The organism is Sphingomonas faeni (genome assembly GCF_040407505.1).
GTDB classification, from domain to species: domain Bacteria; phylum Pseudomonadota; class Alphaproteobacteria; order Sphingomonadales; family Sphingomonadaceae; genus Sphingomonas; species Sphingomonas faeni_E.
In genome coordinates this window covers 94,133-116,707 of record NZ_JAPZPQ010000009.1, presented here as the reverse complement: position 1 = coordinate 116,707, position 22,575 = coordinate 94,133, and the positions used below count along the sequence as shown (strand labels likewise).

Annotated in this window: 27 protein-coding genes; 16 read left to right on the top strand and 11 right to left on the bottom strand. The window is 63.0% G+C overall.

The genetic code is table 11. The features are described from left to right. Positions 1-107: 107 nt before the first annotated feature. On the bottom strand, positions 108-656 hold the full coding sequence (locus O6X71_RS19545) for a hypothetical protein (protein WP_353467342.1): 549 nt from the start codon (positions 654-656) through the stop codon (positions 108-110). Positions 657-917: 261 nt separating this feature from the next. Between O6X71_RS19545 and O6X71_RS19540 the strand changes: the two genes are divergently transcribed. The 13 genes from O6X71_RS19540 to O6X71_RS19480 all read left to right on the top strand — a co-directional run bounded on the left by O6X71_RS19540 (position 918) and on the right by O6X71_RS19480 (position 9,427). Next, a complete protein-coding gene (locus tag O6X71_RS19540) occupies positions 918-1,115 on the top strand; it encodes a helix-turn-helix domain-containing protein (RefSeq protein ID WP_353467341.1) in 198 nt (65 codons plus the stop codon). Between the two features lie 205 nt (positions 1,116-1,320). Then, positions 1,321-1,509, top strand: coding sequence for a hypothetical protein (locus tag O6X71_RS19535; protein WP_353467340.1), 189 nt, complete (start codon positions 1,321-1,323; stop codon positions 1,507-1,509). Beyond that, positions 1,506-1,820, top strand: a complete 315-nt coding sequence (locus O6X71_RS19530; protein ID WP_353467339.1) for a hypothetical protein — start codon at positions 1,506-1,508, stop codon at positions 1,818-1,820. The genes O6X71_RS19535 and O6X71_RS19530 overlap by 4 nt, the downstream gene beginning before the upstream one ends. After that, the gene (locus O6X71_RS19525) at positions 1,817-2,041 is read left to right on the top strand and encodes a hypothetical protein (protein ID WP_353467338.1); all 225 of its coding nucleotides are present in this window, start codon (positions 1,817-1,819) and stop codon (positions 2,039-2,041) included. Before O6X71_RS19530 ends, O6X71_RS19525 begins: the two co-directional genes overlap by 4 nt. Continuing rightward, positions 2,038-2,292, top strand: a complete 255-nt coding sequence (locus O6X71_RS19520; protein ID WP_353467337.1) for a hypothetical protein — start codon at positions 2,038-2,040, stop codon at positions 2,290-2,292. Before O6X71_RS19525 ends, O6X71_RS19520 begins: the two co-directional genes overlap by 4 nt. After that, the gene (locus O6X71_RS19515) at positions 2,289-2,768 is read left to right on the top strand and encodes a hypothetical protein (protein WP_353467336.1); all 480 of its coding nucleotides are present in this window, start codon (positions 2,289-2,291) and stop codon (positions 2,766-2,768) included. Before O6X71_RS19520 ends, O6X71_RS19515 begins: the two co-directional genes overlap by 4 nt. Next, a complete protein-coding gene (locus O6X71_RS19510) occupies positions 2,765-3,751 on the top strand; it encodes a DUF7146 domain-containing protein (RefSeq protein WP_353467335.1) in 987 nt (328 codons plus the stop codon). The genes O6X71_RS19515 and O6X71_RS19510 overlap by 4 nt, the downstream gene beginning before the upstream one ends. Further along, on the top strand, positions 3,748-5,274 hold the full coding sequence (locus O6X71_RS19505; protein WP_353467334.1) for a DUF3987 domain-containing protein: 1,527 nt from the start codon (positions 3,748-3,750) through the stop codon (positions 5,272-5,274). Before O6X71_RS19510 ends, O6X71_RS19505 begins: the two co-directional genes overlap by 4 nt. Further along, the gene (locus O6X71_RS19500) at positions 5,267-5,710 is read left to right on the top strand and encodes a hypothetical protein (RefSeq protein ID WP_353467333.1); all 444 of its coding nucleotides are present in this window, start codon (positions 5,267-5,269) and stop codon (positions 5,708-5,710) included. The genes O6X71_RS19505 and O6X71_RS19500 overlap by 8 nt, the downstream gene beginning before the upstream one ends. A gap of 353 nt (positions 5,711-6,063) precedes the next feature. Then, positions 6,064-6,360, top strand: coding sequence for a DUF5681 domain-containing protein (locus O6X71_RS19495; RefSeq protein WP_353467332.1), 297 nt, complete (start codon positions 6,064-6,066; stop codon positions 6,358-6,360). 616 nt (positions 6,361-6,976) lie between these two features. Continuing rightward, complete coding sequence (locus O6X71_RS19490; RefSeq protein WP_353467331.1) at positions 6,977-7,879, top strand: hypothetical protein; 903 nt, start codon at positions 6,977-6,979, stop codon at positions 7,877-7,879. Beyond that, complete coding sequence (locus tag O6X71_RS19485; protein ID WP_353467330.1) at positions 7,836-9,245, top strand: right-handed parallel beta-helix repeat-containing protein; 1,410 nt, start codon at positions 7,836-7,838, stop codon at positions 9,243-9,245. The genes O6X71_RS19490 and O6X71_RS19485 overlap by 44 nt, the downstream gene beginning before the upstream one ends. Further along, complete coding sequence (locus O6X71_RS19480; RefSeq protein ID WP_353467328.1) at positions 9,242-9,427, top strand: hypothetical protein; 186 nt, start codon at positions 9,242-9,244, stop codon at positions 9,425-9,427. Before O6X71_RS19485 ends, O6X71_RS19480 begins: the two co-directional genes overlap by 4 nt. A gap of 121 nt (positions 9,428-9,548) precedes the next feature. Here the strand turns inward: O6X71_RS19480 and O6X71_RS19475 are convergent, their stop codons facing one another. The 10 genes from O6X71_RS19475 to O6X71_RS19430 form a co-directional block, all read right to left on the bottom strand. After that, positions 9,549-10,376, bottom strand: a complete 828-nt coding sequence (locus O6X71_RS19475) for a DUF3800 domain-containing protein (protein WP_353467327.1) — start codon at positions 10,374-10,376, stop codon at positions 9,549-9,551. Between the two features lie 82 nt (positions 10,377-10,458). Then, positions 10,459-10,665: a hypothetical protein gene (locus O6X71_RS19470; RefSeq protein WP_353467326.1), complete on the bottom strand. Its 207-nt coding sequence runs from the start codon at positions 10,663-10,665 to the stop codon at positions 10,459-10,461. Positions 10,666-11,910: 1,245 nt separating this feature from the next. Next, positions 11,911-12,159: a hypothetical protein gene (locus tag O6X71_RS19465; RefSeq protein WP_353467325.1), complete on the bottom strand. Its 249-nt coding sequence runs from the start codon at positions 12,157-12,159 to the stop codon at positions 11,911-11,913. A 1-nt stretch (position 12,160) separates the two neighbouring features. Further along, on the bottom strand, positions 12,161-12,382 hold the full coding sequence (locus O6X71_RS19460; protein ID WP_353467324.1) for a hypothetical protein: 222 nt from the start codon (positions 12,380-12,382) through the stop codon (positions 12,161-12,163). Between the two features lies 1 nt (position 12,383). After that, a complete protein-coding gene (locus tag O6X71_RS19455; RefSeq protein ID WP_353467323.1) occupies positions 12,384-13,064 on the bottom strand; it encodes a hypothetical protein in 681 nt (226 codons plus the stop codon). A gap of 2 nt (positions 13,065-13,066) precedes the next feature. After that, positions 13,067-13,672: a hypothetical protein gene (locus O6X71_RS19450; protein WP_353467322.1), complete on the bottom strand. Its 606-nt coding sequence runs from the start codon at positions 13,670-13,672 to the stop codon at positions 13,067-13,069. 1 nt (position 13,673) lies between these two features. Then, positions 13,674-14,012 carry a hypothetical protein gene (locus O6X71_RS19445; protein ID WP_353467321.1) on the bottom strand — a complete coding sequence of 113 codons (339 nt, stop codon included), beginning with the start codon at positions 14,010-14,012 and terminating at the stop codon, positions 13,674-13,676. Between the two features lie 3 nt (positions 14,013-14,015). Further along, positions 14,016-14,402, bottom strand: a complete 387-nt coding sequence (locus O6X71_RS19440; protein WP_353467320.1) for a hypothetical protein — start codon at positions 14,400-14,402, stop codon at positions 14,016-14,018. Between the two features lie 3 nt (positions 14,403-14,405). Beyond that, entirely contained in the window at positions 14,406-14,777 is a 372-nt protein-coding gene (locus O6X71_RS19435) for a hypothetical protein (protein ID WP_353467319.1), read from the bottom strand. A 634-nt stretch (positions 14,778-15,411) separates the two neighbouring features. Then, entirely contained in the window at positions 15,412-15,693 is a 282-nt protein-coding gene (locus O6X71_RS19430) for a hypothetical protein (protein ID WP_353467318.1), read from the bottom strand. Positions 15,694-16,099: 406 nt separating this feature from the next. Here O6X71_RS19430 and O6X71_RS19425 point away from each other — a divergent pair, with 406 nt between their 5' ends. From O6X71_RS19425 to O6X71_RS19415, 3 genes are read left to right on the top strand one after another with little or no spacing between them, the layout of a single operon-like run. Continuing rightward, on the top strand, positions 16,100-17,029 hold the full coding sequence (locus O6X71_RS19425; RefSeq protein ID WP_353467317.1) for a hypothetical protein: 930 nt from the start codon (positions 16,100-16,102) through the stop codon (positions 17,027-17,029). Then, positions 17,026-17,403, top strand: coding sequence for a hypothetical protein (locus O6X71_RS19420; RefSeq protein ID WP_353467316.1), 378 nt, complete (start codon positions 17,026-17,028; stop codon positions 17,401-17,403). The genes O6X71_RS19425 and O6X71_RS19420 overlap by 4 nt, the downstream gene beginning before the upstream one ends. Then, on the top strand, positions 17,396-22,390 hold the full coding sequence (locus O6X71_RS19415) for a thermonuclease family protein (protein ID WP_353467315.1): 4,995 nt from the start codon (positions 17,396-17,398) through the stop codon (positions 22,388-22,390). Before O6X71_RS19420 ends, O6X71_RS19415 begins: the two co-directional genes overlap by 8 nt. The last annotated feature ends 185 nt before the right edge of the window (positions 22,391-22,575 follow it).

The window sequence follows — 22,575 nt, the reverse complement described above, 5'->3', positions numbered from 1 at the left end:
TATAGCGAACGTCGCCGTTCGCCTGCCGCTCGGCCGTTATGCCGTGCTCCGCCAGCTTACCGCCTGCGGGTAGCGCCCGGATCGCTGGGCGCGTGAGGCGTGCGAATTTAAGAGCCATCAACCTTCCTTGTTGGTCCGACCTCCTCAAAAGTCAAAGCTGCGGCGCTGGCGCCAATCTTCTCCGCCGCGTCGGTCCGCTGGAACAATCCTTTACTGTCCCGCTCGAACCGATCGCTTGCGGCCACTTCGGCAGCGAGGGCGGCTGAGACGTTACGCTCCAGCTCGGCCGCGCGCTTCTGGTCATCCTCACTCCCTCGTGTGCCCTTAGGCGCGCCCGGTGTCCCTGCTGCGATCAGTGCGCCCAGCGGCGACATCGCGCCGGTACGCTCCTGGAACTGCGCCAACTCGGCCTGCGCTGCCATGCGTTGCCCCTTGGCCTCCTGCCACTCGTGATAGGCTGCGCCCGGATCAATACGCGGGCTGTCCCAGTCCAATAGCCGGAAAGTCGCCGCCTTTACCGCGGCGAAGGTCTCGGGGTCGTCCACCCACCGCTTGCCGAACCGTACCTCCAAACGGTGGATGGTTGAGGAAAGCATATTTGCAAAGGCATTGATGTGCTGCCCGCCGCGCACCTCGTCAAAGATGAACGACGTCATCAGCCGGCGCTCTACCTCCTGGGTAAGCGAACGCCCGTTGTCATCGGCTGCTTTCTCGATCTGCGCACGTAGCTGGGGGCTGGTCCGCATGTTCAGGGGCGCGAGCTTCGCGGACTCCCGCTCCGCAGGTCTGCCTACTCTCGCCATCGTCACCGTCTCCGTTCGAATTAGTGCGTAATAGGAAAACACGTGAGTTCTTGCAAGGTCCGATGGGTTCCCATACTTACCACGCAGCAAGCAAGCGCGTGCAGGAGTAATACAATGGACGAAGTCAGGGTGATGGTTCTTCCCGATGGACGGGTCGACCGTATCAATGCGGCGCGGTTCCTCGGACTCGCGCCAAAGACGCTCGCGGAATATCATCGATTGGGTAAGGGCCCTGCGTCGCGCAAGGTAGGTGGTCGTCGCTTCTATCAGCTGGACGACCTGAAGGCGTTCGTAGCTGGCGTGGCTGCGTGATTGGCTATGGCAATCGCAACGGCAAGGGCGCCGCAGCCCAGAAATGAGAAAGGCCGCCTGGCAGGGCGACCCTCTCGGAAACTACAAAACAACAGCAGCACCGCAGATATTACCTCCGCCCTCCGATTGCAACGGCTTCATTTCGCCGGGTTGCACGGTTGCACCGCGGCGCTCGTCGCTTCCCTTGTATGGGGGGAGGTCCAGCATGGTTGAGCATCAGCGTGCAGCAATGTCCCTGCTCACCGCGGGCAAGCCGCTCAAGCCTCGCGAAGGCCAGTCCCTAGGGGGCATCGCCTTCGACGCGAACCCGCTCAGCGAGAAGCAACACAACTGGTTGGTGATCCTGCTTAACAAGCACGGCTTTCCCCCTCTTGCCGATGGAGGCGACGCATGAGCTACCCGAACGAAGCCGGACACCGCGGCGTAGATACCTCGATCGCAGCGGCGGAAGCCATCAACGGCGATCTCCCCCAGCTACAACGTATGGTGCGCAGCGTCATTGCGGACGCTGGCCCCAAAGGGATCACATGCGACGAGATTGCCGCGGTTCTCGGCTGGAACCGGTTCCGCGTCCGTCCTCGCACCAGCGAACTTCGCACCGCCAAGCGCATCGCAGACAGCGGCCGGCGCAGGAAGAACGCCGCTAGCGGCGTCGCCGCGATTGTCTGGGTCCTCCCCAAGTACAAGCAGGAGCAGACAGCATGAACCACGTACCGAACCCCGGCGCGACTGCGTTCCTGGTTGAAGTCGCGACCGATGGCAGCGAGCAACATATCCCGAGCGCGACCCTGCTCCTTATGGATGCAGCCGCCTCGATCATCACGACGCAGCTTATGCACTCGCACCCGCGTGAAGTGGCTCAGGCGCTCAGCACATACCTGATTGAAACGGTAGACGCTGCGGTGGCTGCGAAGCGTGAAGTATGACCCCCACCCCCGATCTGTTCGTCGTGCTGCAACAGCTCGAGCGCTCAACGTGGTGTGTCGTTCGTCGCCGTCTTCAGGACGGGCGCCCCACGTTCGCCAGCCGGGTTGCGACGTCCCGCCCGTACAACGCAGCATGCAAGATCGCCGTGGAGAGTGCGAAGGCGGAAAACTTGCGCCTCGGTATCCAGGCTATCGGCGCGGCAACGCGTCCGTTCGATCCGCAGTACGACATGCGCGAGCCCAAGCCATGAGTGGCCTTGTTCTCTCCATAGCCGACCGCCAGCCTTACGACGTCCAGCGTCGGGCGGTTGCCGCAGTGAACCTCCAGCGCGAGCGCGAGCGGGATCATGTGCGCAGCATGAGGAAGACGGGCAACCCGGTCGATGTCGAGTACCGCGACAAGCCCGCCACCCTCGACGCTTGGTATCGCGCGCAGCCGGTCAAGCCCGGTCGCATCAGTCCGCGCCTCGTCCTGACTACGGACAAGAAGCGCTTGTATGGCCTCCCGGCATCGGCGCGGCTGGTCGACCTGCGGGGGATGGGCGACGAGGTGGATCATTGGTCTATCGCCGTCTTCCCCGTGCTGCACGGCTACGTCGTGGGCGTGAAGGCTCCAGCTGGCGGCGGTGGCGTCGGCGTCATGTGGCGAAAATCCTACAAGGCGTCGGACTATGCCATGCGCCTGTCTGTCGAGCACGGTTTCCCAATTCAGGAGCGCTACGCATGAACGAGCGCATGGATAGCGCCGCGTTTGCGGCAATCACACAGCAAATCCGCGACCGCTTCCCGGTGTCGGGTGTCGCTAGCAAGGCAGGCGTCAAGCTCGCTCGCGCTGGCCGAGAGTGGAAGGGTTGCTGCCCGTTTCACCCGGACAAGTCGCCATCGCTGACGATCTACGCCGACGACCGGCGGTTCCAGTGCTTCGGCTGCGGCGCCCAGGGCGACGTGATCGACTTCGTCATACGTGCCTACAACGTGAAGACGCGGGAGGCGATCGGGATGCTCGATGGCGGCGCGTTGCGCGAGCTGGAGCAACAGCGCGCACCCGCCAAGCCCAAGGCCGATATGCGTCCGATTGCGCAGCGCATCGTCAAGGAGTCGGTGCCGATCGAAGGAACCCCGGCTGCGATCTACCTGCGGTCGCGCGGTATAACGATCGACCTGCCACACACGTTGCGGTTCGCTCGCCTTCAGCCACCCAAGATTGAGGGGAACGGTGTGCTGGCTGCGAATGGGCCGGGATTGTTACCGACCCTCGTTGCGATCGTCACAGACGCGGCCGGCGAGCTCGTCGCACTGCAACGCACGTATCTGACGGAGGACGGGCGTAAGGCGGCGACGAAGGCGACGGACACCGATCGCAAGCCGAAGGTGAAATACTCCCTCGGCAACGTCATAGGCGGCTCGATCCAGCTCGGGCCACCGTCGGCGAGCATTCTCGTCTGCGAGGGGCTGGAAGACGGTCTGACGCTCGTGCAGGGTTTGGGCCGTTCGGTCTGGGTCGCGGCGGGTACGTCGATGATGCCGGCCATGACCTTCCCCGATGTCGTGCGGTCGGTCGTGATCGGTGCGGACGGTAACGCACCTGGCGAGGTGGCAGCGCAGAAGGCTGCCGAAGCGTACGCCGCGTCAGGTCTGTCGGTTCGTATCATGCGTCCGACATCGCCGTTCGTCGACTTCAACGCCGAGTTGATGGGGGTGCGGCCATGAACGCCACCGCGATCCAGGCGAGTTACGAAGACGCCCGGCCCTTTGCTCCAGTACCCCTCAACGGGAACGATAGCCCGCCGGTGTGGGGCGTCCCCGATATGGCGATCGTCCGCGCGAACCGTATGCCCCCTGCCCCCTTCCCTGGTGAGACGATGGGCACGCTTTGGCCGCTGATGAAGGATCTGGCTGAAGGCGCCGGCGCACCTGTCGATTATGTCGCGACCAGTATCCTTGCCGTTGCGGCCTCGCTGATTGGCGGCAAGCGGTGGGTAAAGCCTTGGGATGGCTGGGTTGAACCCTGCATCTTCTGGAACGCAATCGTCGGTAGCCCGTCGTCGGCGAAGTCGCCGGCACTCGACGCCGCGATTCTTCCCCTGCGCCAGATGGACGTCGACATAGCGGAGCGGCACAAGGCGGCGCTTATGAGCTACGCCGCGGTTGCAGAACGCGCGAGCGCCGAAAGCAAGCTGTGGCAGGAGAAGGTGAAGCAGGCCGCAAAGGATGGCGTGGCTACGCCTTGCAAGCCGGACGGGGCAGAAGCGCCCGACGCTCCACAGCGCAAACGCCTATACGTCCAGGATTCGACGCCGGAGGAAATGGCGGCGATCCTGTCGGGTAACCCGAGCGGTACGCTGCACCTACGCGACGAGCTGGCCGGGTGGATTGAGAGTTTCGAACGGTACACGGCAGGCGGTCGCCCGTTCTGGCTTGAAGCCTATGGTGGTCGCCAGTTCGTGGTCGACCGCAAGGGCCTGCCGAAGCCGATCGTCGTTCCCTTCAACGGGGTTAGCGTCCTCGGCGGCATCCAGCCCGACAAGCTGCGCGACGCGCTGCTGAACTCAAGCGACGACGGACTGGCGGCGCGGTTCATGTGGGTATGGCCTGACCCGATCGAATACCGCCGCCCGAAGTCTGTTGCCGATCGCGCCAAGCTCGACGAGATTTACCGCAGGCTCGAGCGTTTGTCTTGGATAAGCGAGGACGCGCGCGATCTGCCGTTCTCGACGCAAGCGGCCGCGATCTTCGAAGAGTGGATAAAGACCAACACGAAGGACACAGACGAGACGGTCGGGCTTTATGCCGCCCTCCTCGGCAAGATGCGCGGACGTGCCGCTCGCCTGGCGCTTATCCTCGAAATGCTCACATGGGCGGCGGACGGTGGACCCGAGCCTAGCCGGGTCTCGGAACAGTCGCTTGCCCGCTCGCTCCTGCTGGTTGACGACTATTTCAAGCCACACGCCCGCCGCACGTTCGGGGACGCGGCGTTGCCTCAGGTCGACAAGGATGCGCGCGCGGTCGCACGCATGATCGTCAAGGACGGGTCTCAGCGGATCAATGCGCGTGAGGTCTATACCGATCCCCGGATCCACTTCGGCGACGCGGCCAGCATGGATGCAGCGGCCGAGCTGCTGATAGACATCAACTGGCTGCGCGCTGCCCCTAGTCGGGCGGGCTCCACACCCGGCCGCGCCAAGAAAGACTATCTGGTCAATCCGGCGGTGCATGGAGGCGCGCATGTCTAGCTGGCGTGAGATGGCGGCAAGGGTGCTCGCAATGGATGCGGACGAGCGCCCGCCTGCCGAATATGGCCTGTCGCCAGAACTGACCGCGGACCTGCGGCAACTCCAGGCGCTATTGCCCCCGGCGAAGATCGCGAACGCTGCTCACTGGCGCCCTGTGGTTGCCGATGCGCTGCGGGTAGCGCGTGAAGGATGGGCGGCGAAGGCGATAGGGGTAGGCTGGTCCGTGCATGACCTATTCGGCGTAGGCCCGCGCGACGAATGGGAGTTTTCAGGGCTGGCGGTTTGGTTAGCCGGTCGTCCGCTTGTCACTATCAACGCCGACTATGCGCTGGCGGGGGGCGATGACACGCTCTGCTCTACGTTCATCCGGGGTGGCATGGGGCACGGGACGCACCCGAATATCGCGCCCGTGCTGCTCTGGGATTTTGGCCGGTGACGAAAGCTATTGTCCCTATTGTAGCTATTGTTTCGGTGTCCGTGTCTCAATCTCTCTGCCTCCGTTGGCCCTCGCGTCGTACCGAAAAAAAGACCTATCTATCTATCTATCTACGCAGGCTGAGATTGAGAGAGAGCCGGGAAACAATAGCTACAATAGGGACAATAGGTCGGCGCGGTGGCCTGTTTGCGGCTGTTCTGTATGACGCATTAGCCCTGTTTCTACAGGGATCAACAGGCGCGTAGGCGGTCGACATAGTGCTGGCGGAGTGCCGAGCGGGGGCGCGTAAAATAGGCTCGGATAGGCGAGCGGCCGCAAACCAAAGTGGTATCGAGTAGGTAGGAGCGCAGGCGGTGGCAAAGTTCGAACCCGGCAAGTCCGGCAATCCTGCAGGTCGCCCCGCCGGTGCGCGCGCCAAGTTGGGCGAGGCGTTCGTTGCTGAGCTGCTGGCGGACTTCCTGAAGTACGGCCGGGACGCGATTGAGCGGGTACGGGCGGAGAAGCCCGACCAATACCTCAAGGTGATCGCCTCGCTACTCCCGAAGGACATCAACCTGTCGACCGCGCCAAGCGACGAGGATCTGACCGACGATGAGCTAAGGCAGCGCATTCGCGAACTAGATGCCTCAATATCGAAGTGGATGCACTGACGCGGCCCGATTTAATCCCGATCGTATTGCGAGCCGATTTAATCGGGATCATTACGCGAGCCGAAGGGGTTTCTTGACGCCTCCACGCGCGGGGTTTTCTGACACCTCTATGCGCGAGGTTCTGCACAGTTCCGCGCACGCGCGCGAGGGTTTCGTCAGCAATACGCGCATGCGCGCGAGGCAGTCATGAATTTTGCGACCCCTTAAAGTCGCAATTCCTGACAGGTAAACGAGCGCGAGGGCAGGTTTTCCGACACCTCTACGCGCAAAGCGGAGATTGGTTTTTGACTGCCTCTACGCGCGTGAGGCCGCACCGCGGACCAGTACGCGCACGCACGCGAGGCGGGTAGTTTTCCGAAGCCTCTACGCGCACGCGGGACCGGGTTTATGGAAGCCTCTACGCGCGAAGGGCGGCGGAGTTTTCGGAAGCCGTGCATGGGCAGGCGCGATTGTTCTCAACGTTCAGCCTCGGCGGGTTTTGTCATGCCCTAAAGAGTCAGCAGCCTAGCAAAATAGACGGCGGATAGACGCCGGGAACCCGGCGCGAATAGGGACTTATAAGCCCCGGCGATGGCCTAAAATACCTTGAACCTATGCTTATTCAGGGACCAGGTAAGTGGCAGCTGTCAACGTAACTTTCCCCGGCAATCTTGCGCAGGTTGAAACTGCGAACGATCTGCGGCGTATCCCCACGACGTTGATACCGGGCGGCACGCTGTACCTGGTCGTGGGACTGGAGGGGGTGTTCCGCTTCGATCCGGGTTCGTCCGCTGCAGACGACGGCGCCACGGTTCTCCGTCCGAGCGACCGCACTCCCATGCAGGTAGGCCGGTGGCTGAAGTCTGCTAGCGGTTTGGCATCCGGCCCAGCCGGGGCGACCGGACCGGCTGACAACACCTATACCAGCTATACCGCCATGCAGCAGTCCGATCCGACGCGGCAATCGGCGCGTCTCGTCGGAGATACCGATGTACCGCCGCACGCTGACGGGCCCTACAATAACCCGACCGAGACTGTCGGCGGATGGGTGCCGCAGGGCGCGACGGGTATCTCGACCAAGCCGAGTTGGACCGTTGCCCCGACGCGTGATCAGGGTAGCAAGAACAACGACATCGCCAGCATCTTCGACGTGATCCCGGCGGCAAAGCACGCCGCAATCCAGGCGCGTACGACGGATTACGAGTCGACCGCGGATCTGCGCAAAGCGATCATCGACAGCGCTGCGCAGCGGTTGCGGCTGGTGCTGCCGGCCGGTGTCTACAACGTCCGACCCGATACCATCTTCGCATCGGAAGCCGGGGACTGTTTGAACGCGCTTCCCCTTGTTCCTTTCATGAACCTCTCGGGCCCCGGTGCTACATTGCGGGTAGTCGACGGCATATCGACCGACCTCGCGCCGCGCCTCATGAGCCTGTTCGGCACGAACGGCACGCCACACGACGTGCCTGTTCGGCACGAACGGCACGCCACACGACGTGACGATCGAGGACGTCGTGCTGGACATGAACGGCGCAAATAACCGCATCAGTCCGCGGCGCGCAGAACATATCTTCAACCGGTTTCCGCAAGCCGCGATCTACGTATCGGGAACCCCGCTAGTCGATGGCGTGCGTGTCGCTGCTCGCATGGACGACGTGCAGCTTCGGCGCCTCACCATTCGGAACGGCCCCGGTGTGTCGTGCATCGTCATGGCGCAGTCCAACACGGACGGCGTGACGCTCGGTAAGCGTTGGAAGCTCGAAAACTGCCTGTTGCAGAACACCGGCAACGACACCGACGATTGCTCATTCATCTTCGCGTGGGCCGATGATGTCACCGCGTCCGGCTGCACGTTCCGCAACGACATCCAGGTCGATGACTATGGAACCGGCGGACTCGTCGGCTACGAGGTCCACGGTAGCAATCACAAGTTCATCAACAACACCGTCGACAATTTTATGCAGGGAATGTGGATCGGAGAGAACCGCACCGACGACGTGAACAACACCCTGATCAGCGGCAACACGTTCAAGCGTATCAAGGCGATCGGTATCGCGACGTTCGGTAACGACTCTGCGTTCGTCACGTACAATCACAATATCGTAGACAACACGATCATCTTCGACAGCCTGCTTCATCCTGGCTACCCGCTAAAGCAGGGCGTTTCGGTTACTTCCCTATATCCGCGGCGGGATGTGACGGTCGACGGGCTGCGGGTCATCTCGCCGCCTGGCAACCCTGTAGCCTCGACCGCAACGGCCGTGAATGCGCCGACGATGCCGGGGATCCACGACCAGCTCACGTTCCGCAACGTCCGAGCCTGGGGCACGACGTTCCGCCATTATGGACGCACTAACGCGCTGCGCGGTATCGGTACGCTCACACTCGATGGTGGCGAGGGCATCAACTTGACGCCAGCTGGCGTGTTCAGTGTCGCGGCCAACATCAGCATGGACGCGAGCGGCGCCCAGATCGATCACCTGATCATCGACCGCCCTAATGCGATCGACTTCCGCCTGCCCCCTCAGTGCGGCTACGCGTCATTCCTTCAGGGAAAGTTTGGCCGGCTAACGCTTAAACCCGGTGATCGCCGCGGCATGACCCTGGGTGGCCATGTCGAAAGCGCCACGACTGTAGCGTCTCGCGGCGGCTCGTTCGAGAAAACGGTCCCTATCGCCCCGCCCACGATCGCGGCCGGCGCAAGCTTCACGACGACGGTTGCATTCCCGGCGGTGTCTTTCGGCGACAATGTCTCGGTCGGGTTCAGCGCATCGCTAGGCGGGTTGATTGCTCAGATGCCAACAGCCGGCGCGGGAGTGGTCGATCAGACGTTCACCAACCCCACAGCCGCAACGATCAATCTGGCGTCGCTCAACGCAACCTACATCACGAGGAAGCCGGCATGACGAAGGACCAAACCAACGTTCTCGAGCTGATGCCGTGCAGTTACGAGGGATGGGCGCCGTTCAATGAGGGCGAGCGGCCCAAGCCTCGCTCGCTCATCATCGACCAGCTGGTAGCGCTGGGTAAGGCCGAGGTCCGCGACGGCATGGCCTGGCCTAAGCCCTCAGTGGCACCAACCCCATGATGCGGCATTTGGCCAAAAAAGTTTTGTATCGTTGCCGGATAACGACTATATGCACTCGTGGCGAGCATGCGTCGGAATAAGCCCGAGTTGCCTTAGGGTGGCAGCGTCGAAAGACGTGGTATCAGGGTCCGGGGGCTCGCCAACTTCCTACCAGATCGTCCACGAATTTCGCTTGGCGCTCGTCCAGAGGGCACCGGTTGCGTTGCGGCACCAGTGTGAAACCGCAGTCTAAGATTGAATGGCTGCGGGGTATGAACCGTTTGGCGAGTGTAAGGGCATAGCGCGGCTCATAGTTGCCGTACATGTTCCGCTCTAGGGATGAGAAGACGGCGGACGTCGCGCAATCTGCCAACTGGAGGCCCGCCCACTTAGAATGGTTCTCGACACGGATGTCAGATGGATCGAAAACTGACCAATCGATACTCCGGACTGGCCTCATCTTTTCTTTGCCGTCGCGCATCATTTCCAGATACTCGCGCATGACTGCGTAATCGGTATTTGCGCGCCGAGAGAAAACGATGCTTAAACGGGCGGTCTCACCCTGCCTCCTTGCGGTAGCAGCTACCGAAGCTGTTAAACGCTCCAGAAGAAAACGGGTAAGATAATTGTAAAGATGCCCCTTCTTGCCATAAAGCGCCTCGTACCTTCCGCCGTCCAATAGCGTTTCTTTGTTCGAGCAAATGCAACAAATGCCCATACGTTTAGTTGCCAAAACTTCCGAAGTCGCGACTTTTTGGTCATGTTTTAGGTAGCGAAAATGTAGATCGCGCTTTTGCTTTTTGGGAAATAGGTCCAACACTTCGTCACGCCAGCTTGGAAGCAACCGATCGTTTTCCGCTGATACCAGTATACCGCCTAACATAAGCCATCGAGACTGGCCGCTGTCTGGGTCGCGTAGCTTGTTGATGCCCTCGTCACCGGCTTCGTCTATGTAGGCGATAAACTGCAATGTCATACCGTTAGGTTGAAACGGCGCACCGCAAGAGTCGAGTCATTGCTCAGCCCGGTTTAACCCGGCGCGTTTTATTATCTCACCAAACCGTAGCCCCCATCTCCTCCAGCCAGTCCGACGACCGCTCATCGCGGAGCGTGTCGATCATCATCAGATCTTCGGTCCCTGGGACGGCCTTGTTGAGCGGTACCTGTCCGAACGCGGAGGCATAATCAGCGATGACGCGGTTTCGGTACTGTGTGGCGACTCCCTCAATCTGCTCGATCTTGAGACGCCCTTCGATCACTGCCAGGTAGAGGTCACTGGCCGCGTCATCAACGGTTGCCCAATCTCCGCGGAGTGACCGCCGGATACGAGCATAAAGCTGATCGCGGTCTGTGCGGATCGCCTGGAACGGGACGGACGGCGCACGTCGGCGTCCTGGCACCCGGCGTCTCCGAGCGTTGGGCCTCAACGAATACGCAGCTCGCCAATCGCCTATCTGTTGCGAACGAAGACTCATCGTCGCCGCTATCATTACGTCGCTATGCCCCAAGGCGTATAGCTCGAAAGCCTCTCTCAGGCGTTCCGGCGGCAGCCGCGAATGCAGTCGGCCGTTCGTGGCCCGAGGGCGCATTTTCTGCGCGGTACTTGGCCGTCTGAGGTCCGGCTCTGCCCGCAGCACCTCGCTGCGCCAGCGCTGTACCGTGGAGACTGCGAGCTTGAATATTGCGGAGACCACCTTCGTAGTAACATTCCGCCGGAGCAGGCGTTCACACGTAGCACGGGTCTCAGGCGTTGGGACAGCAACTAGCGGATCTTTGATCTGCACGCGATCCGAGTTTGAGGCCAACCCTGACCGGCGCCGCCATTTCCAAACTGCCCGTGGTGTCATTCCAAGTGCCGCAGCGAGTGACTGATCGTCAAAGCCCTGTTCGTACAGATCGCGACGCTTCCTATCCTCCTGCTGGTCTAGGGGTTTATTCCGGCCAACGCTGGGCGGGAGACCATGCCGTGTGCGCCACTGGGCCACCGAGCACCTGCTCACTCCGCTGCTTTTCGCAATCGCACCATCTGTCATGCCGCTGGCGAGCATCGCAAGACGAGCCCTGTGCATATCCGGGCGGGCGCCAGTCACTTTCTACCTACCCGGTTCCCATTGGGCGGGCCTGGGAGATGCGATGGGCCGTGCTCATCATGGCTCCCTCTATAGTCGCGACTCACCTGAAGCCCTCCGAACTGAGAACAGCTAATGCGCACCTCTTCTGATCTGCTTACAAGGGCTGCTGCTCCAGCACGCGACGGAGCGCCTACCATGGCCGGCAGGGTGCTCTAACGGCGGAGGCTTAGTGGACCGACACGCCAGCCAGATCGTCGTCACCGGCCGCACAACAATCCTCGTCGGGCTCCAGGTCGGGGTCGCCGTCCAGCTCGTCCATCCGATTGATCATGCGGGCGGTGAGGCGGGACAGTAGTGCGCGGGGCAGGCTGGGAACGGAAGCCAGCAACATGTCCAGCGGGGGCGCCTCAAAGGCTGGTGCGCGACTTGCCATTACAGCGTCCCTCCATTCTGGCGGCGCTCGATCGCGGTCCGCACCGCCTCGACGCGATCAGGGTGGCCGATCAACGGGCGCATCAAGTCTTCAATGTCGATGGCCGCGCATTCCTCGACCACCAGCCAGAGCTTGCGACCGGATGCGAGGGCATAGCCTCCGCCGATCGACACGAGCACGCTGAGCCAAGCCGCAGGGTCGAAGGTCGGGGCAGCCCGCGCCGCCCCCTGGTTGAATTGGGTTGCCATGTCAGCGAGCTCCCTTCGGTGTGCGGCCGACCTGAAATGCGATGTGGATGCCGAGCCATTGCAGTTCGAAATACCGCACCTCGCCGTCTGTGATGCTCTTGCCTGGGCGTAGCGTCTCCATGCGCTGCACGCTGATTTTGCCCCAGTCATACCAGGGCTCGATCGCGTCGATGACGGCGCGGGTTACTGTACCGATAGCGGTACGGTTGATCGTGTGAGCCATCTCAGCGGACCTCCCTTGTCAGAAGCTGGCGAACGTCGGCCTGAATCGTGTCGAACAGATCGTCGTCTTGGTCGGTCCTGTTCTCCAGGAGGTGCGCCATCTTCGCATTAAGGTCCGCGACGGTTGCAACGGGGAACGCAGCGATGCCGGCCACCGCAGCCTTATACGGCACGAACAACGCTGTTTCCCGGGCGTTGATCGCGTCCATTCGGCAGGTGCGCCGGATGCTCGCAAACGCCCGCTCTCGGCGGAGGTGGGCTGCGTAGAATGCGCGGGCGCGCTCTCGCTTCGTAGGCCACGCCGGGTGCTGGCATTCGGCGCTGCTTTTGGACTTCGCGATGTGGCGCGCCTGGGCGATGTCCATCGGTTTGGCGGTTGTGAATGTCTGCACGTTCCCGCTGGTCGTAGGGATCGCATGTTCGATGTGGGGATAAGCCTCGCGCATCGCAGCCTCACGCTCGACCGCCGGGTTGTGCGCCGTCTCGTAGAAGTGGTTCAGCGCGTCATCGGCGGCGGTGTAGTCGCGCAGCAACTTGGCGAGTTGTGGGGTGACGGCCGGGGCCGCGCCCTTCGCCTGCGAAGCTAGAGCGATGCCCCCGGTGACGATCGACGCGCCGGCAGCGTAGGCGGCTGCGGTGGTGCCGAAGCGCAGGAGGTTGCGGCGGGTGGTGTTGGTGTCCATGCTCATGCCTCCTTGCTCAGGAGGCGGCGCACGTCCGCGAAGATGGCTTTAGTGACATAGCTGTCCATATCCCCGCCCTCGTACGATCGTTCCACCAACTGCATTTTGAAGTGGAGGGCGTCGGCGTTCGGGGATGGCTCTTCAAAGAGCGCATGCGCGGCCTTGTCCTGGACGTCGACAGCAGTCTCCCACCGCGCGTCAACGTCACCAGCTACCTCGGCTTCCAGGGTGGCGGCTGCGGCCTTCCAGTCAGCAAGGGCAGCTTCATACGCGGCGTATTTTGGTGACTTCGTGGATGACGCAAAACTGAGTTCGCCGATCGTCATCTGGCCGATTGGCACGAGGTAGGCTTTATCAGAATAGTCGGGCGCCTGCGGGCGCGGTCCCAGCTTAGCGAGCGCGAGGCTATACCGCTTGTAAGCCTCGTCATGCTCTGCGCCGATCGCCTTCATGTTCGCGTCGGCTTTGTGGAAGACCGTAACGAGGGCATCCCATTGCGTGGTAGCGACAGCGGGTGTGCGAACCGAAGCAACAGCCGGGACGATCGCGACGGCAGCGGCGAGGCCAGCACCCCCTAAGAGGGCGCGGCGCGTGGTTTGGGTGCTCATGTCAGTTCGCCCCGTTGATGCTGCGGTGAGCGCGGTACATCTGACTGCGAAAGGTTAGCGTGTCGTCGGCTTCGAGCATCGCGACCGCGGCCTCAGCCCGGCGCACCTCATCATGCCAATAATCGCGCATCGGGATTGAGCAGGCTGCGCGCACACGTTCGCGAGTATCGGGTGAATTGATGTCGTCGTTTTCGATGTTGCGTTCGCAGCGCTCAAGCTGTCGGCGTGCCTCGCGAAGATCCGCGCGCAAGGACACATCGCGCGGAAACTCGAACACTTTAGCTGTCTCGGCGGGTGCCTGCTCGACTTCAAACGTCGGGATGAAAGGGAACTTTGCCATGATTCAGGCCTCCTGCTTCGGGGCAAGGCGTGCTTCGTCGCGGAGGATCGCTGCGGCGACATCCTCCCCATCGCGAATGTGAGACAGCAAGCGCTTCTTCCACCGAAGCTCCTTCGCAGTCGGCGCCGGGATCAGGCACTGCTCGGCTTGCGCCTCCTGCCAGTTCTTGCACATCTGATCAGCCACCCGCTGGCAGTGACCTACAATGCCCAGCCGACGCCCTGTCGCCTCATAGAAATGGCCGTATTCGGCGTACCGCACGTCCTCCATCCCCTTGTTCCAGTCTTGGGACAGGTCACGGGTAAAGGCGGCGGATTGGACCTCTGCCGTTGGCAGCGGTGCGAGCAGCTTTGCCGTAAACGCGGCCGCGTTGAGTGTCTTCGTAGCCATCGCTCAATGCTCCGTGCTGGAGGAGAGGACATCGGCGACGGCATCGCTTGCGGTCGGCTGGTCGCACCACTGGCGGAAGGGCTCATAGGCCGCGTCACCGTGCTGCATGTGGGCTTGAAGCAGGCGGTCGCCCACCTCCATGCGGATCGTCTCAAGGGCCTCAACGCGGTAGCCAGCGAAGGCCGTCCAGCGATCGACCGCGTTGCCGAAGCGGCTGCGGTGTTCGAGGATGACGGGAGGAAGCGCGGCGCACGATGCCAGCAGCTTCACGGCGCGGGGGTCTGCGGTCCAGCAGGCCGGGGCAGTCAGCGCGACGAGCGCCAAGTGCGGGGTAGCAGCGGCGGGCGTGCCGATGCTAAGGGCGTGTGTAGCCATATTCGATCCTTCCGTGATCGTTTGCGGTAAGATCGGGCGGGAGGGTCCTACGCCTCTCGTCCGGTCGCTCCTGCTTAGGAGTGATAGAGTATCTATCAGCGATGTAGGATTGCCACAAGCCCCTTGGTGAGATAATCTCTATCACATGACATCAGAACAATGCCGCATGGCTAGGGCCGCCTTGAAGTGGTCAGCCCACGACCTCGCGCGCGAAGCCTCAATTGGATACGCCACCGTCGCGCGGTTCGAGTCTGGTCAGATCGTCCAAGCTGAAAGCATCAGTTTGATGAGGGGCGCGCTGGAACGCGGCGGCGTCGAGTTCATCTCCGCAGGCGCGACAATGAAGGACGGAAAAGGGTCGGCCGGTGTCGGGGTTCGCTTGAGCGAGCGCGCTTAGCGTGAGCACCCCTCACATTGAGACGCTTCGTAGCACGGCAAATGCGGAGCGGTTGGCCGCGGCGAGTGCTGTGTTGCCCTTGGTGCGCGACCGCCATCTAAGAGCTGCGGAGGCATGGGAGGCTATGGCCGAACATGCCGAGGTGGCTGAGGAACGATCGAAGACGAACGCCGAGGGCTACGTCAAATACGCGTACCAGCAGAAGCGTAAGGACGGATCGAGCCGCTGACGGTCGAGCTACCGCCCAACCTTCGGGCAACCCTTCTCGGCTAGGTCGCTCGCGATCGAATACACGTCGTCGGACTCACCGTTAAACTCGTCCTCCTCCGCGATCTGCGAGATTGCCAGCGCTCGGTCTTTCGCCTGGCCGCACATTGCCCGGACGGTCGTGCGGGTGACGTGATCCGGCTTTGCTTCCTCGGCCTTCGCCGGTTGCGCTGGTGCGCGTGGGGCCTCCCCGCATCCCGTCATCATGGCGACGACGAGTAGCGCAGCGGCGCGAGGTAGCGGGATTCCCATCGCCCTGTAATGCCACGCCTACCGCTCGTACTCAACAAGCGACGCCCTGGATGGGCCATCCAGTAAAGCGCTCAATTATTTACACACCGGCACGCATAAAAGCAGTCTTCCCGGTTGAACCTTGGTTCAACCAAGGCGAAAATACGCAGGTTATGCCTATACAGACAGCCAAGTCAGACCGCCCCAACTGTGCGAACAACCGCCGTGTAGGGTTGCGCCTCCCCTCCACCTTGCATGCTTCATTAGAGGACGTCGCGGTAAAGCGCGGTGTTCCTTTGTCGTTGCTTGTTCGAACCGCGTTGGAGCGCGAGGTGACATTCCATCAGGAGCGGGCGGCGGAGGCGCGGGCCAAGCTCGCGATGATCGGCAACAGGCGTGGCGTGACGGCAATGCAGGAGGCGATCTAATGGCGATTGATTGGGACATCCCGTACAAGGCGATGGCGGCTTACGACGCTGAGCGCAGGACCGACGCTTCGGTAGAGGCGCAGGGCATCCAGAACCGCGAGGCGCTGCAAAAGCTTCAGGACCTCGGGAAGCAGCGGATGGCTCGCCCTGGGATCCAGCAGCAGGTCCAGGCCGGGGACTATCAGGGTGCGCAAGCCGCCGCGATCGGGACGGGTGACTACGACCTGGCCGGTAAAATCGGTGGGTTGCACGATGACCACCGCAAGCAACTGGCCGTCGAGGCTGATTGGATGGGGCGCGCCGCCAACACGCTCAAGAAGTTACCGCCCGAGCAGCGCGGCACCGTGTTCGCCGGCATGGCTCCGACGCTCATGCGATACGGATTCAGCGCGGACGAGCTGCGCGCGGCCGACCTGTCCGACGAAGGGCTCGATAGCCACATCGGCTTTTCGCAGTCGATCAAGGATCAGCTAGGCTCCGCGTTGACGCAGCGGCGGATTGACGACGTCGGGCAGGACAACCAGCGCTCAGACCTTCTCGCCGGTAATACGATCCGCAACACCGACAACGTGATCGAGGACCGCGGCGCGCGGCGCGATCTGACTGCACGCGGTCAGAACATGACGGACGCGCGTGGGCGGTACGGGATCGGCGTGGCCTCTGGTGATCGTCGGCGCGGGCAGGACATCAGCGCAACCACGTCAACCCGCGGACAGGATCTGACCGACAGGCGGACGCGTGAGATTGCAGCAACCCGTCCCGCGAGCGGTGGCCGGGGGAGCGGTCGGCGCATCACGCCAAACAACCCCGCCAGCATGGTCCCCGGCACGCTGGCTTTCCCCGTGACCGTCACGACCCCGGAACAGGCGAGGATGCTTCCGCCTGGGACCTATTTCAAAAATGCTGACGGTAGGGTGATGAAGCGATGAATACTGAACTGAGCAACGCTCGCGCGAAGGTCGACGAGTTTCTCGGATATTGCCAGCACCCGCTCCTAGGACGGTCGATGCATGTCGCGGCAGTATGGGTCGCAGAGGATGCCGAGCGGATCGGTGAGGAGTACGACACGCGCAAGCTTGCTGCGGTCCTCACGCTCGCGCTCCAGCGAGCCTGCGAGGCCGGCGACGCGAGCGGTGTCGACCTGTACGCGGCTAAGCTGCTGGCCGTTCTCTCCGATCTTGCCGATCTAGGAGACGAGGACCAAGCGGCGGACGTGAACGCGTGTGTCGCGGCGCTCCCGTTGTACCGCGTGCGGCTTGCACAGGCTTGTTCGGCTGCTCGGCGGGAGGCGGCGCATGTCTGATCCTTGGTCGCAGTTCCAGGAGGTCACGCCAACCGCCGCGCCGGTAGCCGTTGCCCCGCCCGCCGACGAATGGGCGGAGTTCAACGAGGTGAAGCCTACCCGCGAAGCTCGCCGTGTGCGTGGCCGGTACAAGAGCGGTCCGCCCGTCGCCGCGGACGATATGAAGGCAACAGGGCAAGTCCACGACGGCGACACGTTCCGGTTGAACACGGGCCAGAACGGACGGCTCTACGGTGCCGATGCGTTCGAACTGGACCAGACCGGCAAGAGCAAGAACGGTGAGTTAATCCGGCTCGGCCAGCAGGCGCGCGGGCGGTTCGCCTCCTTTGCCGATCCTGCCGCAACGATCCTGAACACTGGCGCGTCGACTTACGGGCGCCCGGTGGTGAGTGTCGAGAATGGCGGCGATGCGGCGTCTGCCCTGCTGCGGCAGGGGTTAGCTATCACCACGCCTGAGTACCTGAAGGCGGACCCGGTGCGGCTCAATACCTACATGGAGGACGAGCGCGACGCCCGGTTGAACCGTCGCGGCGCGTGGGCCGGGGCATTCGAGCAGCCGTCGTCTTACCGGCACGGCACGCCCGACCCTTGGGCCAAGCCGGTCCCTGGCAAGGAAGGCGAAAGCGAAGCTGTATTCTGGGACGAGCAGCTACCAGCGCAGGGTGTGCGGCCTGGGATCGCCGACGAATACATCCGCATCTGGCAGGATCCGACATCGAAGCCCGCCGATCTGTTGGCGTTCGCCAAGACCAGCGGCTTCACGCTTGATCCTTCGGAGGTGGAGAAGGCGTACAAGGGCCGCGAGACGCGGGGCGCTGGCAGCGAAGTCACATACCGCAACCCGCCGCGCGTGCTGACCGATCATAAGGACGGTGCAACGGGCGCGGCTCTGCGCGGTGTGGCCGATCCCTTTAACGTGTTGGACGAGACCGGCGCGCTGGCGGACTCCCTTCTGCCTGGCGACCGCGAAAACGTGTGGTCCTCGGATCGCCGGTTCGGTGACGTCTACGGCAACAACCTCGATCAGAACCGCTCTATCCTCGCGTTCGATGACGCCAAGCATCCTTATGCGCGGTTCGGCGGGCAGCTCGTCGGCGGACTCATTGCTCCGGGTGCGTCGATCGAGGGCGTGGGGTTCGGTGCTGCGCGCTCGGTCCTGGAGGCGGGCGGCACGCGCTTTGCCGCTGAGCAGGCGGCGCGACGAGCTGTGACAGCCCGCCTCGGGACTGCGGGCATGGTCGAGGGCGCTGCTGCCGGTATCGGGCAGGGTGAGGACTGGCAGGGCCGCATTCAGGGCGGGCTCGTCGGTGCGCCGGTAGGCCTCGGGCTAGGCGTCGGCACGGGGTTGCTCGCCCCGCATATAGCTAAACTAATCGGGCGCCCCTTCAGCGGCATGGCTGGAACGGAGGCGGAGCGTTCGGCACAAGATCTGACGGACGGCGCGCTGGATGCAGCTAAGGCCGGCACGCAGAACGGTGCGACGCCCAATAGCGTCGGGATTGCTGGCGATGTTGCGGAGGACGCCGCCACGCGCTCGGCTGGCGACCTGGTGCCGCCTGCCCCTGCCCCTGCCCCGCGCCCTCGTGATCCGGTCGAGCCGAACACGCCGGCTATGGACGAGGAAAGCGGCCTTGGTCCTAAGAGCGTCTTGTCGTTCGTGCCGCGCACTGGTGAACCCGGCGTATTGGTCATCAACGAGGACGGGCAGCTCGCGATTGCGGTCTATCGCGATAGCGATGGCGTCGCGCGCGGTGCGGCTCAAATCCCGCTGACGCCAGAGGCCCGCGAGACGTTCGATGGTGCGTCGGTCTATGTCGCACCCGAGTTGCGCCGGCAGGGCGTCGCCTCACGCCTGTACAACGCGCTAGAGCGTGAAGGCCACCCAATAGGGGAACAGTCGGGCAGCGGTGATTTGACGCCAGATGGCGCCGGGTTCGTGTCGTCCTGGCGCCGTGCTGCACCAATGGAGAACGAGACGCAGACGCCAACGATCATGGGGCCTGCCGATGAATGGGCTGAGTTCACGCCGGTTGACGGCCCCGCCGGTCCTTCGGCTGAGCGTCTTGCCCAGGCTGAAGACGTGCGGTCGTCCGACATGCTGCCGCTACCGTCGAACGCGGTTGGCAGTCTTGAGGAGGCGGAAGGCATCGCAGCCGGCCGTATCGCACCAGTGCGCGCACCGAATGAAGCCGACGTGCTGGAGCGCCGCAATATCCCGAACGCCAACACGGGAACGCCTATGGCGAAGCGCGGCCCGCTCGATCTGGTGACGTGGCTCCGATCGCAGGGCGGCATCCGTGCGCAGGGTGGCGAACTGGAGCGCTACGGCATCGACAACGCGCCGCGTAAAGGCGTGGACTTTGCCGGCGGGGAGAATCGCTTCGGTCCTCTCGTCGCTAACGAGGGCATGAATTACGACGACGCAGCGCAACGCGCATGGGAAGCCGGGTTCTTCCCCGACCATGTCGAGCGCCCGACCGTTGCCGAGTTTCTGGACACGCTCAACGCTACGCACACCGGCAACAACCGCGCATTCCGTACCGACGATCTGGCGGAGGTCGACGCGTTCGAACAAGCCCGATCGCAGCGCTATCAGGTCGAGGCGGCTAGGCAGGAAGGTGCGCCGCTGGTGCAGGATCGCGGCGAGCCCGTCACGGCTGACGATCTGGACCGCAATGCGCCTCCGGTAGAAGCCTATGAGGAGTGGGGCGAGAACGCGCCCAAGCTCGCCGGCAACATCCGTCTCGACAAGCTGGACAGTCCGCAGTCGATCGCCCGCGCGCTGGCGAATACTCACGCCCGCGTCGGTGGGTTCGATGAAGCCACCCGCGGACGTATCACCAACGCCGAAACCAAGAGCCTCGCTGAAGACCTCGGGATGACTGCCGACGATCTGTTGAAGCGGCGCAAGGGGCAGGCGTTCAACGCGGAGGAGGCTCTAGCCGCTCGCCAGATCCTCGCCCGTTCGGGTGCCGATCTGGTGAACATGGCGAAGCGCCTTAGCCGGGTCGAGAACCCCGGCGACGAGCTGGAGGCGGCGTTTCGTGGTGCGTGGCTGCGCCATGCAGCCATTCAGGAGCAGGTCGCAGGCATGACGGCGGAGGCTGGGCGCTTGCTCCAGCAGTTCCGCATGACGGCTGATAGTCGCGATGCGAACCGCGTGCTTTCGTCGCTGGGTGACGCCCTGGGTGGGCCGGGTCGCATGAAGGAAGTTGCCGAGCGAATCGTCGACCTTGAGAACGTCGGTGTCACGCCTGCGGGCATCAACAAGTTTGCGCTTCGCTCGCTTCTTCCGAAGTGGCGTGACAAGGCGATTGAGCTCTACATCAACAGCCTGTTGTCGGGGCCACAGACGCACGCGGTTAACATCCTGTCCAACACGCTGACGTCGATCGCTCAGCTGCCAGAACATGCGGTGGCGGCGGGTATCGGTGCGATCCGCAAGACGTTGCCGGGGCAGGCAGAAACCGAACGCGTGTTGTTCTCGGAGCTTGGCACGCGCGCGGCCGGCATGGTGTCGGGCGCTCGCGAAGGGATGAAGGCCGCGGCCCGGTCGTTCCTCACGGGCGAGTCTGACGACGCAATTTCGAAGGTCGAGCAGCAGCAGGCCAATGCGATCGGCGGCAAGCTCGGCACGGTGATCCGCACCCCTACCCGCCTTCTCTCGGCGGAGGATGAGCTATTTAAGGGTATCGCTCGCCGCATGGAGCTGAACGGGATCGCCATGCGTCGTGCCCGGAACGAGGGCCTAAAGGGCAAGGCGGCGCGCGATCGTGCTGCCGACCTGGTGCTGAACCCCGACGACACGATGCTGCGCGGGTCGTTCGAGTATGCGCGCTATCTGACGTTCCAGACGCCGTTGCGCCATGACAGCTTTGCGGCCGGTGTCTCGCGGGCAACGCAGGGGCGCCCGATCGCGAAGCTGCTCCTGCCGTTTGTCCGCACTCCGGTTAACCTCCTGAAGTTCGCAGCGGAGCGCTCGCCAGCCGCAGTCCTGATGAAGTCGTGGAAGGCCGAGATACAGGCGGGCGGCGCTCGACGGGATATGGCAATGGCACGCGCGCTGGTCGGGACCGGTATGGGTGCCGCGATGTATGAGGCGGCTATGGGCGGTCACATCACTGGCGGCGGTCCTGCTGATGATAGCGCCAAGCGTCTGCTCCAGGCGGGCGGGTGGCAACCGTACAGCTTCAAGATCGGGGATCGCTACTACAGCTACTCGCGCCTCGACCCGTTCTCGACCACCATCGGCACGGTTGCGGATATGGTCGAGATGTCCTCGCACATGACCGAGAAGCAGCAGGAAAAGTCGTTCACGCTGGTTGCGGCCGCGATCGTCAACAACCTGTCGTCAAAGACCTGGATGTCGGGGCTTAGCTCGGCGCTGGAGGCCATCAACGATCCCGACCGATACCTCGACGGGTTCGTTTCACGGACTGCCGGCGCCATCGCCGTGCCTAGTCTCGTCGCCCAGATTGCCAAGTCGAACGATCCGCTAGTGCGAGAAGCGCGGGCACCAATGGAACGCATCAAGTCGCGCATCCCCGGTATGTCGGCCAACCTCTACCCTCGCCGCGACGTGTTCGGAAAGGCGATGACGCAGCAGGAAGCGCTAGGCCCCGATCTGGTATCGCCGCTCTACTCGGGCCGCGACAAGATGGATCCGACCATCAAATCCCTGCTCGACATCGGCGCGACGGTCACAAAGCCGCAGCGCACGCACAAGGTGGGCGGCAAGTCGATTGATTGGACACCTGCGCAGTACGATCGCCTGCAAGATCTCACCGGTGGGCAGGCCAAGCCAGAGCTAGACGCGCTGGTCGCAAGCCAGGAGTGGCGCAAGATGGACGAGGACGATCAGAAGGCGGCTGTCGCCAGGGTGCTGAAGGAAGCACGGAAGGACGCGAAAGCGATAGTCCTGGCGGGCGACACGGCAAAGGCTGCCGGCGTTGCGGATGGGTGGCGCGAGTTTACTGCGGTCCAATGAACACGGGGCATCGCAGCGGAGAGGCGTCTTGGGAATGCTCAATCCGCTGCGATGTCATGATACTGTCACTTCCCTATACGGTAAGCAATCCTCAGCGAGTCCCAGATTGAAGCACTGCCGCGACGAGCGCGTGTGACGAGCACGATTGATAGAAGCTCGCCGCGACGAGCGCGACGTAGCCTCTC